General features: G+C 65.7%; 14 protein-coding genes. 5 read left to right on the plus strand and 9 right to left on the minus strand.

The features are described from left to right. Positions 1 to 33 precede the first annotated feature (33 nt). Genes ASC98_RS22145 through ASC98_RS22165 form a run of 5 tightly spaced genes read left to right on the plus strand, consistent with a single transcriptional unit; the run spans position 34 to position 5,337 of the window. Entirely contained in the window at positions 34 to 1,200 is a 1,167-nt protein-coding gene (locus ASC98_RS22145) for a hypothetical protein (protein WP_056815841.1), read from the plus strand. After that, positions 1,173 to 2,072 (plus strand): glycosyltransferase family 2 protein, encoded by a 900-nt coding sequence (locus ASC98_RS22150; RefSeq protein WP_056815844.1) that lies wholly within the window; start codon positions 1,173 to 1,175, stop codon positions 2,070 to 2,072. The genes ASC98_RS22145 and ASC98_RS22150 overlap by 28 nt, the downstream gene beginning before the upstream one ends. A gap of 44 nt (positions 2,073 to 2,116) precedes the next feature. Then, complete coding sequence (locus ASC98_RS22155; protein ID WP_082541992.1) at positions 2,117 to 3,043, plus strand: NAD-dependent epimerase/dehydratase family protein; 927 nt, start codon at positions 2,117 to 2,119, stop codon at positions 3,041 to 3,043. Next, entirely contained in the window at positions 3,036 to 4,202 is a 1,167-nt protein-coding gene (locus ASC98_RS22160) for a glycosyltransferase (RefSeq protein ID WP_056815849.1), read from the plus strand. The genes ASC98_RS22155 and ASC98_RS22160 overlap by 8 nt, the downstream gene beginning before the upstream one ends. A 34-nt stretch (positions 4,203 to 4,236) precedes the next feature. Next, positions 4,237 to 5,337: a glycosyltransferase gene (locus ASC98_RS22165; RefSeq protein ID WP_056816051.1), complete on the plus strand. Its 1,101-nt coding sequence runs from the start codon at positions 4,237 to 4,239 to the stop codon at positions 5,335 to 5,337. 15 nt (positions 5,338 to 5,352) lie between these two features. Here ASC98_RS22165 and ASC98_RS22170 read toward each other — a convergent pair whose 3' ends face one another. From ASC98_RS22170 to ASC98_RS32160, 9 genes are read right to left on the minus strand one after another with little or no spacing between them, the layout of a single operon-like run. After that, positions 5,353 to 6,729 (minus strand): hypothetical protein, encoded by a 1,377-nt coding sequence (locus tag ASC98_RS22170; RefSeq protein ID WP_157597994.1) that lies wholly within the window; start codon positions 6,727 to 6,729, stop codon positions 5,353 to 5,355. 26 nt (positions 6,730 to 6,755) lie between these two features. Then, on the minus strand, positions 6,756 to 8,651 hold the full coding sequence (locus ASC98_RS22175; RefSeq protein ID WP_056815854.1) for a nucleoside-diphosphate sugar epimerase/dehydratase: 1,896 nt from the start codon (positions 8,649 to 8,651) through the stop codon (positions 6,756 to 6,758). After that, on the minus strand, positions 8,648 to 9,247 hold the full coding sequence (locus ASC98_RS22180; protein WP_056815858.1) for a sugar transferase: 600 nt from the start codon (positions 9,245 to 9,247) through the stop codon (positions 8,648 to 8,650). Before ASC98_RS22180 ends, ASC98_RS22175 begins: the two co-directional genes overlap by 4 nt. A gap of 14 nt (positions 9,248 to 9,261) precedes the next feature. Then, on the minus strand, positions 9,262 to 10,425 hold the full coding sequence (locus ASC98_RS22185) for a DegT/DnrJ/EryC1/StrS aminotransferase family protein (protein WP_056815863.1): 1,164 nt from the start codon (positions 10,423 to 10,425) through the stop codon (positions 9,262 to 9,264). A 2-nt stretch (positions 10,426 to 10,427) separates the two neighbouring features. Then, entirely contained in the window at positions 10,428 to 11,117 is a 690-nt protein-coding gene (locus ASC98_RS22190) for a class I SAM-dependent methyltransferase (protein WP_056815866.1), read from the minus strand. Then, positions 11,114 to 12,343 (minus strand): glycosyltransferase family 4 protein, encoded by a 1,230-nt coding sequence (locus ASC98_RS22195; RefSeq protein WP_056820473.1) that lies wholly within the window; start codon positions 12,341 to 12,343, stop codon positions 11,114 to 11,116. The genes ASC98_RS22190 and ASC98_RS22195 overlap by 4 nt, the downstream gene beginning before the upstream one ends. After that, on the minus strand, positions 12,340 to 13,428 hold the full coding sequence (locus ASC98_RS22200; protein ID WP_056815872.1) for a glycosyltransferase: 1,089 nt from the start codon (positions 13,426 to 13,428) through the stop codon (positions 12,340 to 12,342). Before ASC98_RS22200 ends, ASC98_RS22195 begins: the two co-directional genes overlap by 4 nt. Further along, entirely contained in the window at positions 13,425 to 14,027 is a 603-nt protein-coding gene (locus tag ASC98_RS22205; RefSeq protein ID WP_235581349.1) for an acyltransferase, read from the minus strand. Before ASC98_RS22205 ends, ASC98_RS22200 begins: the two co-directional genes overlap by 4 nt. Then, the gene (locus tag ASC98_RS32160; protein WP_056815875.1) at positions 14,024 to 15,292 is read right to left on the minus strand and encodes a lipopolysaccharide biosynthesis protein; all 1,269 of its coding nucleotides are present in this window, start codon (positions 15,290 to 15,292) and stop codon (positions 14,024 to 14,026) included. The genes ASC98_RS22205 and ASC98_RS32160 overlap by 4 nt, the downstream gene beginning before the upstream one ends. Between the last annotated feature and the right edge of the window lie 4 nt (positions 15,293 to 15,296).

Consider the following 15,296-nt stretch of genomic DNA (forward strand, 5'->3'; position numbering starts at 1 on the left):
CCTCAAGTGCGCGCTGCCGCACCGAGATCCACCGTGATCGGCGGCGTGCGCGCGTTCCTGGCTGTCGTGCCGATGTCCCTGGTGGTGTTCGGGTTCGTCCTGGATTCCGGCGGAGAACTGGGTCTGCGCATCTATGCCTTCCTGCTGCTGTGCCTGCTCACTGCTCGCCACTTCCGACGGCTGCACCTGTCTGCGCAAGAGGTCCTCTGGTGGACGCTTCCGGTCGGCCTGCTGCTGCCATCGTTGCTGATTGCGCTCTGGAAATCCGTCGCGTTGGGGAACATCATCATCTGGATCGTGCCCGTCGTCATGTTCCCGTTGATCCTCGCCGCCGCCCGCAGCACCTCGATCACCGCGGAGCACTTCATCAACGGCGGCCTGTTGTTTGCCTGCTTGGTCATCGCTCTGTTCTTTGGTCGACTGAACGCAATCGAACCGCTGATAGCCGTTCACGAATTCTTGTCGGAGCGATCGGCCGGATTCTTCAATCAGAAGGAAACCTTTTTCGACGAGGCCATGCCCGTCGTGTATTTCCAAGGCACGCTGAACTTGCTGACCTGCGCGATCCTGGCGATCAGCAGGAAGCGTTATCTGACCTATGTCGTGGCCTCGTTCGCATTGCTGATCGCGCCGTCCCGCTTCGGCTTTACCCTTGCAATCGTCTTTGGTCTGCTTTTTCTGGCCCTCTCGATCCGCAAGCGCGCCATCTTCTGGTTGGTGGTGGGGGCCAGCTGCGTCCTGGGAGCCGTATTCTTCCAAGTCTTGCCAGACACCTTCCGTGAGATTTTCTCGTCGGGCAGCGATGGATCCAAGACCCGGTGGCTACATGCTGAATCGGTGTACGACCTGTTCGAAATGAAGCCCTATGCCTTCCTCTTCGGTGACGGGCCAGGCACATCCTTCTTCTCGAGGGGCTTCAACGACATGACCGACAACATCGAGGTGAGCCAGCTCGAGATGCTGCGAAAGTTCGGTCTTCCGTTTTCCCTGTTCATCACCGGATTCTTTGTCTGGCTGTGCCGCCGCCTGTTTCTGGCCGATGAAGCTGGCCTCGCGCTGGCCCTTGCGGCCCATTACCTGGTCGCTCTTTCGAATCCCGTGCTGTTTTCGCTTCCTGCCACGTTCATGGCTGCGGTGGCGATCATCGCACTCCAAAAACGGACCTCTTCGACATGCCACGCCTCATCGCCATCATCGTGACCTACAACCCCGACGAGGACGGGCTGCTCGAGCAAATCGAATCCATCGTCCGCGAAGACATCGGGGTTGTGCTGGTGGACAACGCATCGGCGCGTTTCCCCATCTTCAAGGAGCGCGTTGCCCGTCTGGGCAGTGGCATCCTCGACCTGGTGCAGAGCCCCGAGAACGTCGGTCTGGCACAGGCGCAGAACATCGGTATTGAAACCGCCCGAATGCATCGGCCCTCGCACGTCATCTTCTTCGATCAGGATAGTATTCCGGAAACCGGCTTTTCCAGTGCCTTGCTGGCCGCCGAATCGACTTTGATCCAGGCGGGTACTCCCTTTTCAGCCGTTGGGCCCGCCACATTCGATCCTGTGACAGGGCAGCCCTATCCGATCACGAAATACGCCGGACCCTTCATTCGACGTCACGTTCCCAAGGGGAACATGTTAGTCGAGGCCACGTTCCTCATCTCTTCCGGCTCGCTGGTGCGGATGGAGGTCCTCGATCGCGTCGGACCGATGCGAGCCGAGCTCTTCATAGACTACATCGACGTGGAGTGGTGCCTGCGAGCTCGAGGCCTGGGATACCGTTGCTACGTTGCCTCTGGCGCCCGGATGTCACATCGCATCGGTGATGCCCGCATCCGGGTTTTCGGACGAAGCATTTCAGCGCATTCACCTCTGCGCCGATATTACCTGCTGCGCAATAGTTTCCTGATGCTTCGCCTCAGCTACATTCCCTTTTCGTACAAGGTTCGAGAAATCGTGCTCAATTTCTTGCGGTTTTCCGTCTTCCTTTACCTCTCGAACGAACGCAGAAAATATCTGAGCATGATGAAGAAAGCGGTTTTCGATGGGATGTCAGGGAAGTATGGAAAGTTCAGTTGATATCTTGCGGTGTTGAAATCGAAAACCTCTCGCCTGGATCGTACATGTCGGAGCAAATCAGCGTAGTCATTGGTGGCACTGGATTCATTGGTCGCAATCTGGTCGAGGCGTTGATTCGCCAAGGTGATTCGGTGCGGGTCATCTGCCGTCGGCCGCTGGCACCGGACTCGCCGCCGAGCGCCCCGGGCGTACAGTGGATTGTCGGTGACTATGGCGATTCGGAGGTACTGGCCGCAGCGCTGCCGGGAGCGACGCGGGTTTTCCATCTCGCATCGACGACCCAGCCACAGTCATCGAACAACGACATGGGGTTCGACATCGAGAGCAACCTGCTGCCCAGCGTCAGGCTCGCGGCGGCATGCGTCAGATTGAAGCTCCGCCTGGTTTTCGTGTCATCCGGTGGCACCGTCTACGGTGTCGCTCGCAATTTACCGATCCAGGAAGACCACCCGACGGATCCCTTGTGTTCGTATGGCGTTGTCAAACTCGCAGCCGAAAAGTATTTTCATCTTTACGAAAGTCTTCACGGCCTGGACTATCGGGTTCTGAGAGTCGCAAACCCGTTCGGTCCCGGCCAGCATCGCAATCCGCTGCAGGGCGTCGTTGGCAATTTCATCTATCAACTCGCCGCCGAACAGCCCTTGAAGGTGTGGGGAGACGGCATGGTGATCCGCGACTATGTCTTCATGGACGATGTGATCCGGGCACTGCTGGCCGTCGCGTTGCATCAGGGGCCAGGGCGGACGTACAACATCGGATCCGGTGTCGGCCGATCGCTGGTGAACGTGATCGAGGTGATATCCGCTGCGCTGAAACGCCAAGCGACCGTAGAATTCAGCCCCAGCCGGAAATTCGATATTCCTGCGAATGTATTGGATATTTCTGCTGCATGGCGCGACCTCGGCTGGCGACCGGAGATCCCCTTCGAAGAAGGGGTTCTTAAAACCATTTCGAGTGTCTACCATGACTAGGAAGTTCGGAATCATCACATCCAATCTGTTCTTCGCCGAGGTATTTCTCGCGCGGCAGATCCGCTCTTTCGAGAAGGAATTCGATCTTACCGTCGTCATCAACTGCAACGAGGCGGAATACCGCCGAGGCATCGGTGGCAATGCGAGGTTCCTCAATGTCGCGTTGGAAAGAAAGATATCGCCTTGGCGAGACCTGTGTTCGTTGATCTCGTTGACACGTGAATTTCGCCGAAACAAGTACACCCTGGTGCACTCCACCACGCCGAAGGCGGGCTTGCTGGCGATGATCGCGGGCCGCCTTGCGGGTGTCCCGATCAGGATCCATACGTTCACAGGCCAGGTCTGGCAGACCCGCAGCGGCTTCATGCGTTGGATGCTGAAGGCCACAGACAAACTGACGACTCGCTGCGCGACCACCGTCCTTGTCGATGGCCACAACCAGCTGTCCTTCCTGATCGACCATGGCGTGCTGTCTCCAGCCAAGGGAAAAGTGATCGGAAACGGATCCATCTGCGGCGTGGACACGAACAAGTTCGCACCAAGTCCTGCACACCGGACCAGTGTTCGCCATGAGATCGGCGCCGCAGACGATGAGGTCCTGCTCGTCTACATGGCACGGCTGACGGTGGACAAGGGGGCGCTCCTGATGGCACAGGCCTTCACCCGATTGTGTGAAGAGCAGACCATCGGCTATCGGCTTCTGATGATCGGACCAGACGAAGAGAATCTGACCGACCTGATCAGGACGACGGTCGGCAAGCATGTCGATCGCCTGCACATGCTCGGCTACACGCGCACGCCCGAGCGCTACATCGCGGCGGCGGACATTTTTTGCTTGCCAAGCTACCGCGAAGGGTTCCCCATGGTGCTGCTGAATGCTGCGGCCTGCGCCGTTCCGGCGCTGGCTGCGCGGATTCACGGCAGTACGGACGCCATTGAAGACAACGCCACCGGACTGCTGCACGACTCGGGCGACCTGGGCGACATGGTGCAGAAAATCCGTACCCTCGCCGGCGATGCGAGTCTGCGCGCACGGCTGGGCGAGGCGGCTCGGGCGCGCGTGATGGAACTTTATGCAGAGAGCGTCGTGACAGGCCGCTTGCGCGAACTGTACGAGCAGCTCATCCGGGAGTGGGATGCCGGCAACGCGAACCGATGACGATTCGTTCGACGGCTATCAAAGGCAAATGCTCATGATCTATTTCACCAGCGGCTTTCTTGTCGCCTTTTGCGCGACGCTGCTCATCTTGCGCATTTCGTTCCGGCACGGCAATTTGCTTGCCGACTATGATTTGAGCGGCCCACAAAAATTCCATTCGCGGGTGGTCCCGCGCGTCGGAGGCCTGGGCGTGATGGCCGCCATCCTTGGCGGCGTGATGCTGGCACAGACCAAGGGGACGTCGCAGGCCCAGCTGCTGTGGTTGCTGGTGCTCAGCGCTACCCCGTGCTTCATCACAGGAATTGCCGAGGATCTCACCAAGAAGGTGTCCCCGCGCAAGCGCCTCATTGCCACGGCGATCTCGGCGGCGCTCGCAGCCTGGCTGCTGGATGCGGTGATTCGACGAACCGACATCCCTGGTGTCGACCAGTTGATCGGCTGGTATCCATTCGCAATGGCGCTCACTCTTTTCGTGGTCACCGGCGTTTCCAACGCGGTCAACATCATCGACGGATTCAACGGACTTGCCTCGATGTGCGTGTTGATGATGATGCTCGCGCTGGCCTATGTGGCCTTCCAGGTCGGCGATGGCTTCGTTTTTGCCGCCGCATTGATCACCGCCGGAGCGATCTTCGGCTTCTTCGTGTGGAATTTCCCCGCCGGATTGATCTTTCTCGGCGATGGTGGTGCATACCTGCTCGGATTCCTGCTGGCCGAACTGAGCATCCTGATGCTGCACAGGAATTCCGGCATCTCGCCGCTGTTCCCGCTGCTGCTCTGTGCGTACCCGATCTTCGAGACGATTTTCACCATCTACCGCCGCAAGGTCGTCCGAGGTGTAGCCACGGCAGAACCCGACGGCATCCACCTGCACACCCTGATTCACCGGCGCTTGATACGCTGGACGCTGGCAGGCGCCGGCGGCAACCGCCGCCTGACGCGTCGCAACTCGATGACTTCGCCCTACCTCTGGCTTCTGTGCCTGTCCTCGGTCATCCCAAGTCTGCTCTGGTGGGATGACAGCGCCATGCTCAGCGGGTTCCTGCTGCTGTTCGTCGTCTCCTACGTCTGGCTCTACAGCCGCATCGTCCGGTTCAAGACACCCAAGTGGCTGATCTTCCGCCGCACCAACTGACCGGCCTTCGACAACTCAACGCGGCAGCAAGAGCAGCATCGGCACCCGGTCCGCGGCATATTGATTGCGTCCCTCGGTGTCGACAAAGGGGGGCGCGTGGTCCCCAACTACAACGACAGCCGGGGCGTTGTCCAGGCGCTGCAACATGTTCCTCAACTCGCTGAGAAGCGCCCGATGAGTGGTCAGCAGCTGGCATACGTCGCGGCCCGCACGTGCGTTGTCACACCGCGACTGGTTGTCCGGCGGGATCGGGCCTAGCGCCAAGGGCAGATGGCTGTTCAAGGTCAGCAGATAGACCAAGCGTCGAGGTTGTTGCAATTCGATACCGGCCTGCCGCACAAGATCGGCGTCGCAGCTGCCCCGAAAGGCTCCGCCGCAGCGCGCCGATTCAGGCCGCAACAGCTCCTCGGCGAAGAATATGCGTTGGAGTCCGATCATCGGCCACCACTCGCGGCGGTCGAAAACATTGCCCGAAAAGCCGTGCAAGCCAATGGTCTCCCAACCGATTGCCGCCAGTTTTGCGGGGAGGCACCTCGCGGCGACCGATTGGCTGAGGCTCCGGTAGTCGCCAGCGAGTCCGCACAGGCTGCGCAACTCGCCGGCCACCGTGGCGTCGTGGAACGGCAGCTCCCGTTCGACGACGTCGTAGCGCCTGGACAGATCGGCATCGATCAATGCGGATCTCAACCACTCTCGCGTCGCAGGGTCCCGGTGGATTCCGAGGGACTCCACGACGACAAACAGCACCGAGCGACTCGGGTGCGCGGCGGCCCACCCTGCCAGGTCGACCACGTCCTGCGCCGATTCGCCCGCCGGCACCGGGTCGATCGGGCCAGGCTCGTGCAGTGACGTCAACGAGCGACCGACCGTCAGCAACGGACTGGCGGCGATATTGGAATAGGTGATCCTGGAACTGCGGATCGACAGATAGGACGATCCGTTCAGGACGTCGAGCAACACGATCGGCAACGTGACCAGCACGACCGCTCGCCAGTCGAGGCGTCGCCGCATCAGGCAGTAGCAGCCTGCAGCACAGAGGCTGAAGAGCAGGAGCACGGCCAGATTCCGGCCGCTCAGGAAGGCAAGGAGGTCGAGCTTCAGCAGAAAACGACCAGCATCGATGAAGGATCCGACTGATCCAAAGTAGTAGATCTTCGACGCGGACGTGATGGCATCAGCCAGCCACAGGACGCACAGCACCACAACACCGACGACCGCGCCCAGACCCGACGCCAGTGCCGCCAGAGCGACATCGACAACCACCACGGCACGGTCGAAAAAGAGAAACCGTCCGAGTATCCAGAAGGGCGCGTTGGCAAGACACAGCACACCCCCAAATCTCAGGATGCCGCGCCAAAGGGGTTCGCGTACAACGTCCGCCCTGTCTCTCATGAATCTCCCCGTTGACATGTGACTCGCTACTGCGGGTGGTAGTCGGCAACGAACTTGCGCAGGTGTTCTCGCACTTCCTTGACATTCCTGTCATGCCCCGGCGTGGTCAGCCACTCCAGCAGCGCCTCGATCCATGCACCGTCGGCCTGCGATAGCAGCTTCGCAATGCGCAGCCGCGGATGCCTGGACGGCAAGGTCTGATCCGCATCAGCGAGAAGTTCCTCGTAAAGCTTCTCGCCGGATCTCAGGCCGCTGTACACGATGCCAATCTCGCTTTCGCGGTGCCCCGACAGCCGGATCATGTCTCGGGCCAAGTCGACGATCTTCACCGGGTCGCCCATATCCAACACGTAGACTTGGCCGCTCTCCGCCAATGCTGCGGCCTGCAGCACCAGCCGGGTCGCCTCGGGGATGGTCATGAAGTAGCGGTTGATGTCCGGATGCGTGACCGTCACGGGCCCCCCCCTGGCGATCTGCTCTTTGAATTTTGGAATGACGCTGCCACTGGACCCCAGAACATTGCCGAACCTTACTGCGACGAACCGGGTAACCGGGATCTGCGTGGCCATGCGCGACAACACCATCTCGGCTGCCCGCTTGCTGGCCCCCATCACGTTGGTGGGATTGACGGCCTTGTCGGTCGAGATCAGGACAAAGCGTTCCGATCCCACTTCCGCCGCGGCAGTCGCCGCATTCCAGGTGCCGATGATGTTGTTCTGAAGCGCAGCCCAGGCATTGTCGTCCTCCATCAGCGGGACATGCTTGAAAGCCGCGGCATGCAGCACGAGCTGCGGACGATGTGCAGCAAATACGGCACGCAGGTGGTCCAGATTCTTGACATCGCCCATCAAGCGCACGAGGGGGAGGTGGGGATGCGCCTCCGACAGGCTCTGCTCGATCTGGTACAGCGCGAACTCGCTGAGTTCGTACAGCACCAGCGCCGCCGGACCATACCGCGCAGCCTGACGGCACAACTCGGAGCCGATCGACCCCCCTGCACCGGTGACGAGGACGACCTTGCCGGAGATGAGGTCCGCAATGCCCCCTTCGTCCAGGCGTACCGGGTCGCGCCCCAACAGATCCTCCGGTTCAATCGCACGCACGCGTTCGATGCGGACCGTTCCATCGCGCAGTTCGCTGAACGACGGTACCGTCAGCACGGGCAGACTGCTGGATGCGCCCAGCTCGATCGCGCGCCGCCGCTGCGCCGAGGTTGCCCCTGGCATTGCGACGATGACATGGGTAGCCTCTCGCAACACATCGAGCCGGCCGAGATCGTCCAGACTGCCCAGCACCGGCACACCAAAGATGCGAGCGTCGCGCTTCGCGGGATCGTCGTCGAGCAAACCCAGTACCGTCCAACCCTGTTGGTGCAAGCCCGCGAGAAGCAAGCGCGCGGCCTCGCCCGCGCCCAGCACGACAGCGCGACGCACATCGCTGTCGCTGCCGGTGATACGCGAGCGGGCATGCTCATAGAGCATGCGGTAGCCAAGGCGTGCCATGCACAGCCCCAACAGAGAGATCAGCGGATGCAGAACCAGCACCGTGCGCGGGATCTGGGCCAGTTGCAACATGAGAATGGACACGGCGCTCAGCAGGCCCGCAACGGTGCATGCAAACACGAGACGCTTCAGTTCCCCAAAGCCGGAGAATCGCCACATAGCGCGCGGCACCTTGGCACCGATCAGCGCAAGCAGGTAGAGCGCTGCGACGCCCATCATCACCCAATGATCGTAATCGGGGCGCGCCGCCCATGAGCGCTCAAAGCCGAGCCGGAACAGGTAGGTGACGTTCCACGCCAGGCAAATCACCGCACAATCAATCAGCAGGGTGAGAGGCTGCCGACGCAAGCGGAGTATGGCGAGGAGTCGGTCGAGCCGGTGCCAGAAGCCCGGGGCGCCGGAGTCAGGAGAAAGCGTCATCGGTTGAACACCACGGCCTTGATTGTCAGCCAGATCAGACGAAGATCCGTGGCCAGCGAGGCGTGGTCAACGTAGTGCGCAGCAAGCCGAAGCTTGGCTGGCAGGAGCACCTCGGCATAGGTCTTCTCCGGATCCGCCGATGCGGCCAGCAATGTCGATTCGTCTCGGTAGGTCAGCGACGCACAATCGGTGATTCCCGGTCGCACGCTCAACACCTTGTCGCGCAGCTCGGGCGGGTACAACGCGACATAGCGAGGCACCTCCGGACGGGGCCCGACCACGCTCATCGCACCGGCAAGGACATCGATGAGCTGGGGCAGTTCATCGAGCTTCGCGCGACGCAGGTGCTTCCCGGCACGCGTGATGCGCACATCGGCACCCACGGTGATCTGCGGCCCGGCGTCGACAGGCATGTGGCGCATCGTGCGGAACTTGTGGATCAGGAAGCGGCGGCCGCTGCGGCCGACACGCTCCTGGCGGAAAAACACCGGACCAGGTGAGTCGAGCTTGACCCACAGGGCGATCGCAAAGAGCAGTGGCGAAAGCACAACCAGGCCGGTCACTGCCATCAGCACATCAAAACCTCGCTTGAGCATTGACGCCTTGCGCCTCAAGCGAGCACCGCGCGGATCACATCGACCACTCGGACGACGTCAGCTTCGCCCATCCGCGTGTACAGCGGCAGGCTCAGCATCCGCTCATATGCCCGCTGCGATTGCGGAAACTTCTCCGGCTTCAGGTCGTACCGGTCGCGCCAATACGGCTGCAGGTGGAGCGGAATGTAGTGCACGCTGCAGCCGACGCCGGCGGCGAAGAGCCGCTCGATCAGCACGTCGCGCGACACCTTGGCATCGTCGCCCAGCCGCAGCACATACAGATGCCATGCATGCTGTTCGCCCGCAAGCGGCTGGGGCGGCAGAACCACCGGCAGGCCGGCCAGCGCCTCGTCGTACAGCGCCGCGAGTTCGGTGCGCCGCTGCTGGAACGCACGCGCCCGCTTCAGCTGGTGGATGCCCAGCGCCGACGCGATATCCGTCAGGTTGTACTTGAACCCCGGCGCGACGATCTCGTAGTACCAGCTCGGCACCTTCGCGGTGAAGCGGTCGAACGCATCGCGGCTCATGCCGTGCAGCCGCATCACCTTGATGCGCTTCGCGAGTTCGGCATCGCGCGTGACGACCATGCCGCCCTCGCCGGTGGTGATGGTCTTGTTGGCGTAGAAGCTGAACACCGTGACGTCGGAGTCCAGCGTGCCGACCAGCCGGCCGCCAACGGTCGTCGGCAGCGCATGTGCCGCATCCTCGACCACCTTCAGCCCGCGCCGCTTCGCCAGCGCCAGCAGCGACTCCATGTCGGCCGCGAGCCCGGCGTAGTGCACCGGCACGACGGCCTTGGTGCGCGGCGTGATCGCGGCCTCGACCGCTGCAACATCGATGCACAGCGTGGCCGGATCGATGTCGACCAGCACCACGTCGGCGCCGAGGTAGCGCACCACCTCGGCGGTGGCGGTGAAGGTGTGGGTGGTGGTGATGACCTCGTCGCCCGGGCCGATGCCCAGCGCCTCGAGCGCCAGGTGCAGGCCGGCGGTGGCCGAGTTCACGGCCATCGAGTGCAGGCCCGGGTCGCCGAGGAAGGCGGTGAAGTCCTCCTCGAAGCGCTTGGTCTTCGGGCCGGTCGTGACCCAGCCGGATTTCAGCGTGTCGACGACTTCGGCGATTTCTTCGTCGCCGATCTCGGGCAGCGCGAAGGGGAGGAACGGCAGGTTGGCAGACATGATCAGGGCTTGGCAATCCAGGCGAGCACGTGAGTGCGCAGCGCCGGCAAGGTGTTGAAGAGAGTGTAGAGCGCAGGGTGCAGCGGTGCGACCGCGCGCGCGATCGGCGGCGCCAGCGTGACGCGCAGCCGGTCGATGCGGCCGTGCGGGAACAAGGCCTTCAGCCGGGACAGCGGCACGCCGCGCACATCCGGATTGCGCGGGTTGTCGACGGTGAAGTCGTACCACAGCACCGCGCCGCCCGGCTTCACCCAGCGCCACATCGCATCCGCCAGCCGCTGCTGGAAGGCATCGTCGAGCAGCGACGAGAACACGGTGGCGACGAACACGATGTCCTGCGACGCCTCGGCGATCGGCGCCTGCAGCGCGTCGCCTTCGTGCAGCGTCAGCGCCGCCGGCAGGCAGCGGCGCGCCTTGGCGGCGCGTTCGCGCAGCAGCTCGATGCCGCTCAGGTGCTCGGCCCGGAAGCCCAGCCGCAGCAGCTCCAGCAGGTTGCCGCCCTGGCCGCAGCCAACCTCCAGCAGCCGCAGCGCCGGCAGCTCTCGCACGCCGTGCCGCGCAAACAGCTTCAGCATCGCGCGCTGCCGCTCGTGCACCGTCTGCCACACCTCGGGGCGCAGCATGCTGTAGCGGTCGCCCACCTGACGGCGCGCATAGCGTTGCGCGACCCGATCGGGCTCATGGCTGCTCATGCGCTGCGGCCTTCCTGCATCGCGTCGACGAAGCGTCGTGCCAGCACCGGGTAGCTGTGGTGGGCCAGCACGAACGCGCGGCCGCGCTCGCCCATCGCGCGGCGTGCCTCGGCCCCGGCCGCCAGCAGCTGGCGCAGCCCGCGCACCACCTCCGGCGCATCCTCCGGCGCCACCGTCACGCCGCAGCCGGCCTCGGCCACCGGGTCGTTGCCGGCCTCCACCGAATGCAGCACTGCGCAGCGGGCCATCATGTAGTCCATCAGCTTGTTCGGCGCGATGCCGAAGCGGTAGATCGGCGTGCGCTGCCAGCCGATGTAGGCGATGTCGACCTCGCGCAGCAGCGCGGGGATCTGCGTCTTCGGGACCGGCGCGAACAGCGCGACGTTGCGCAGGCCCTCGGCCGCCACGCGCTGCGCGAGCCGCGCCTTCTCCATGCCGTCGCCGACCAGCACGAAGGCCACCGGCTCGTTGCGCACCAGCGCCGCCGCATCGAGCAGCACGTCGAGCGCGTTCGGCAGGCCGTGCGAGCCGGCATAGCCGACCACCGCGCGGCCCTGCGCCTTCTGCGCCGCGATGTGGGCCGCGATCGCGGGGTCGAGCGGCGCCGGCTCGTCGGCCCAGTCGTCCGGCGAGATGCCGTTCGGCACGATGTGCAGCTTGCGCAGGTCGAGCCCGTGCGCAGCCATGTGGTCGGCCACCTTCGGCAGCATCGACACCACGACATCGGCCACGCGGTACGCATCGTTCTCGGCCTTCTGGCACAGCAGCGCGAACGGATGCCGCGGCGACATGCCCGACAGCTCGATCGGCGACAGCGGCCACAGGTCGTGCACCTCGAACACCAGCGTCGCGCGGGCCCGCCGCGCGATGCGGCGCGCCACCCAGATGTCCATCGGGTAGGTGCTCGACGCGATCACGACATCGGGCCGGAACTCGTCGACCAGCGCCGCGGTGCGGCGCCAGACCCGCGCCAGGAACACCGCGATGTTGCGCACGCGACCGAGCCCGTTGCCCTGGTAGCGCGGCGCGGCGATCCAGTCGTAGTCGATGCCGTCGACCGCCTCGCGCCCCGGCGCCGGCTCGCGCGAGCGCACATGCGAGACGGTCGCGGCGACGATGCGCACCCGGTGGCCGGCGCGCACCCACTCGCGCGCCAGGTAGTACGGCCGGTACTCCATGCCGAGCGCCGGCGTGCCGGCGTAGTGGTTCAGGTACAGGATGTTCATCGCGCGCCGTTCCCGTGGGTCGACAGCGCCTCCAGCCGGCGCACATACGCGGCAACGCTGTCGTCGAACATCGCATGCGCGGCGATCCAGGCGCGCAGCCCGGCCGCCACCTCGTCGGCACGCTCGGCGAGCGGCCGCAGGCGCTGCAGCGTCGGACGCTCGCCGTCGGCCAGCACGATGCCGTTGCGGCCGTCCTGCACCAGCTCGCGGTTGGCCGGCAGGTCCGACAGCAGCGGGATGCAGCCGTGGGCCATCGCTTCCAGCACCGAGACCGACACCGAATCGCTGAGCGGCAGGCTGAGGTACCAGCGCGCGCGGTCGTACCACTGCGCCTGCGTCGCCGCGTCGAGCCGGCCGACGAACTGCACGCGACCGGCCAGGTCGGACCGGCCGGCGCGCGCCTCGAGCGCGGCACGCTGCGATCCGTCGTGGGCGACCACCAGGCGCGCCTCGGGCCAGTCGGCGGCCAGCGACGCAAAGACATCGAGCACACGCTCGGGCGCATAGACCGGCTCGAGGCCGCGGTTCGCGAAGAACAGCGCCGGCTGCTTGCCCGCCGCGACCGGCGGCAGCGCTTCGAGGCCGAACGGAAACACCATCACCTCGCCGGCACCGAGTGCGCGCATGCGCTCGGCCATGTGGGCCGAGTCGCTGGTGGCAAGGCTGCAGGCGGCCAGCACGCGTTGCGTCAACCAGCGCATCGGCGCGCTGCGCACCGGGGCGACGAGGATGTCCGAGCCCCAGGCCGAGCCGGCGATGCGCGCCCGCACGCCGCCCAGCCGCAGCGCCAGCCAAGCCAGCGTGCCGTGCGAGCTCAGGTAGTGCGGCGCGAGCCAGTCGGGCCCGATCGCGCGCAGCCAGCGGATCACCCGCGGCAGCTGGCGCAGCAGCCCGATGTTGCCGCCGGCAAAGTTCGGCCGCGTGTCCAGCGCCAGCCGCCGTGCGGCCGGCAGCACCGCATCGAAACCGGCATCGAAGCCGCGGCTGGACACCGCCCACAGCTCGACCCGGCCGTGCAGCGCGCGCGCCCACTTCAGCAAATGCGGGCTCTCGCCATCGCCGATCAGCACCAGTTTCAGCGTCATCGCGGGGGAACCTCGCCGGCCCAGGCCTCGTACAGCGGCCGCAGCGACGGGTACTGCGCCAGCAGGCGCGCATCGGCGCGCCGCGTGTCGCCGACGACGCGCGCCGGCCGGCCTTCGAGCACCGCGAAGTCCGGGTACTCGCCGCGCACGAAGCTGCCGGCGCACACCAGCGTGCCGCGGCCGAGTTTCGTGTTGGCTTCGATCAGGCTGTGCGGACCGATGAACGACCAGGCGCCGATCTCGATCGGCCCGGCGATCCAGCCCGGCCGCGGCTGCGCGGCCGGCCAGTTCGTGTAGCCCTCGCCGAGCAGGCGCTGCGAGCGATGCGACGCATGCGTCACCAGGCTGCAGTGGCTCGTCACCTGCACGCCGTCGCCCAGCGTGATGCCGCCGCTGGCCTCGATGAAGTTGAACGGCCCGATGTAGACGTGATCGCCCAGCACCAGCCGCTCCTCGTGCTCGATGCAGCTGGCCGGCGAGAGGCGGGTGTTGGGCAGCAGGCGGCCGCCCGAGCGTTCGCCGAACACGATGCGGTAGATCAGCAGCCGGGCCAGGCGCCGCCGCCAGCGGTTCAGCAAGGATCGCAGCAGGTTCTTCATCGTGTCGCGGAGGAATGGGCCGGCAGCGCGGCATCCGCGCCGACCGTGGGCATCGGCCAGCGCGCCAGGCACCAGAAATAGACGCCGAAGTAACCGGCCATCGCCGCCGACACCGCCCAGCCGGCCCCGGCCAGGTCGCCCAGCGCGAGGCCGGCGGCCAGCGCGGCGACGAAGGCCACCTGCCCTGCCAGCGCGAGCTTCAGCGCCCAGCCCTGGGCCTGCCATGCCATCGTGACGACCGCCAGCGGGCTGGCGACGAAATGCAGGCCGACGTAGAGCGCCAGCGCCCGGGCCAGCACGCCGGCCTCGCGCCAAGCCGGGCCGAATGCGGCCTCGAAGGCCCACGGGCCCGCCACCCACAGCAGCAGCACCAGCGGCGCGGCCAAGAGCGCCAGCAGGCCCATCACGCGGCGCACCGCGTGGCGGGCCTCAGGCGTGGCACCGGCTGCGGCGAGCTTCGGGTACAGCGCCTGCGACACCGCGCTACCGACCAGCGTGGCCGGCGCCTTCAGGTAGCGCAGCGCGAGGCCCCAGAAGCCCGCCTCGGCCGGGCCGAGCAGCGCGGCGATCAGCACCAGGCTCAGCGTGTCCTGCAGCGCACCGGCGAACGCATGCGGGGTGTTCAGCAGCGGAAAGTCGCGGTGGCGGCGCATCACGTCGGCCAGCGCCGGCGCTTGCGGCAGCGCGCCGCGAAACGGCAGGCGCAGCACCGCGGTGGCCACGGCCGCGGCGGCGATCGGCGCGACGATCAGGCCGGTCAGGCCGGCACCGGCCAGCCCGGCCAGCACCTGCGCCGCCGCGGCACCGCCGTACTGCAGCACGCGGGCCGCGGCCAGCGCGCGAAAGCGCTGCGCCCGCGTCGCCCACAGCGTCGCCAGCGACACCGCGCCAGCCGCCGCCACCGCCAGCGGCAGCCACGCGACCCAGGCCCCCGCGCCGGCCAGCGCCCAGCCGCCGGCGCCCAACGCGGCGAGCGCGGTCGTGGCAGCCAGCAGCCGCAGCGCGACCCGGCGCAGCGCATCGGCCTCGCCATCGTCGGCCGCCATCGGCAGCGCGAACTCATAGCGGCCGCAGGCGACGACGCCGAGGTTGGCGGCCACCGCCGCGAACAGGTGGTAGTGGCCGAACTCGGCCGGCGCGAACAGCCGCGTCAGCAGCGGGCCGAGCAGCAGCGGCAGCGCCTGCGCCAGCGCGCCGCCGGCCGCCAGCGTCAGGCTGGCCCGCAGCAGGCCGCGCGTCGGCGAAGGCAGCGGCGCGTCGGCCATGCGG

Source organism: Rhizobacter sp. Root1238, assembly GCF_001425825.1.
GTDB lineage: Bacteria > Pseudomonadota > Gammaproteobacteria > Burkholderiales > Burkholderiaceae_C > Rhizobacter.

Coding starts and splice junctions, on each gene's coding strand:
- ASC98_RS22185 (WP_056815863.1), bottom strand. CDS start 10,425: ATGTCTGCCAACCTGCCGTTCCTCCCCTTCGCGCTGCCCGAGATCGGC.
- ASC98_RS22165 (WP_056816051.1), top strand. CDS start 4,237: ATGATCTATTTCACCAGCGGCTTTCTTGTCGCCTTTTGCGCGACGCTG.
- ASC98_RS22200 (WP_056815872.1), bottom strand. CDS start 13,428: ATGACGCTGAAACTGGTGCTGATCGGCGATGGCGAGAGCCCGCATTTG.
- ASC98_RS22180 (WP_056815858.1), bottom strand. CDS start 9,247: ATGCTCAAGCGAGGTTTTGATGTGCTGATGGCAGTGACCGGCCTGGTT.
- ASC98_RS22160 (WP_056815849.1), top strand. CDS start 3,036: ATGACTAGGAAGTTCGGAATCATCACATCCAATCTGTTCTTCGCCGAG.
- ASC98_RS22195 (WP_056820473.1), bottom strand. CDS start 12,343: ATGAACATCCTGTACCTGAACCACTACGCCGGCACGCCGGCGCTCGGC.
- ASC98_RS22170 (WP_157597994.1), bottom strand. CDS start 6,729: ATGAGAGACAGGGCGGACGTTGTACGCGAACCCCTTTGGCGCGGCATC.
- ASC98_RS22155 (WP_082541992.1), top strand. CDS start 2,117: ATGTCGGAGCAAATCAGCGTAGTCATTGGTGGCACTGGATTCATTGGT.
- ASC98_RS22175 (WP_056815854.1), bottom strand. CDS start 8,651: ATGACGCTTTCTCCTGACTCCGGCGCCCCGGGCTTCTGGCACCGGCTC.
- ASC98_RS22190 (WP_056815866.1), bottom strand. CDS start 11,117: ATGAGCAGCCATGAGCCCGATCGGGTCGCGCAACGCTATGCGCGCCGT.
- ASC98_RS22150 (WP_056815844.1), top strand. CDS start 1,173: ATGCCACGCCTCATCGCCATCATCGTGACCTACAACCCCGACGAGGAC.
- ASC98_RS32160 (WP_056815875.1), bottom strand. CDS start 15,292: ATGGCCGACGCGCCGCTGCCTTCGCCGACGCGCGGCCTGCTGCGGGCC.
- ASC98_RS22205 (WP_235581349.1), bottom strand. CDS start 14,027: ATGAAGAACCTGCTGCGATCCTTGCTGAACCGCTGGCGGCGGCGCCTG.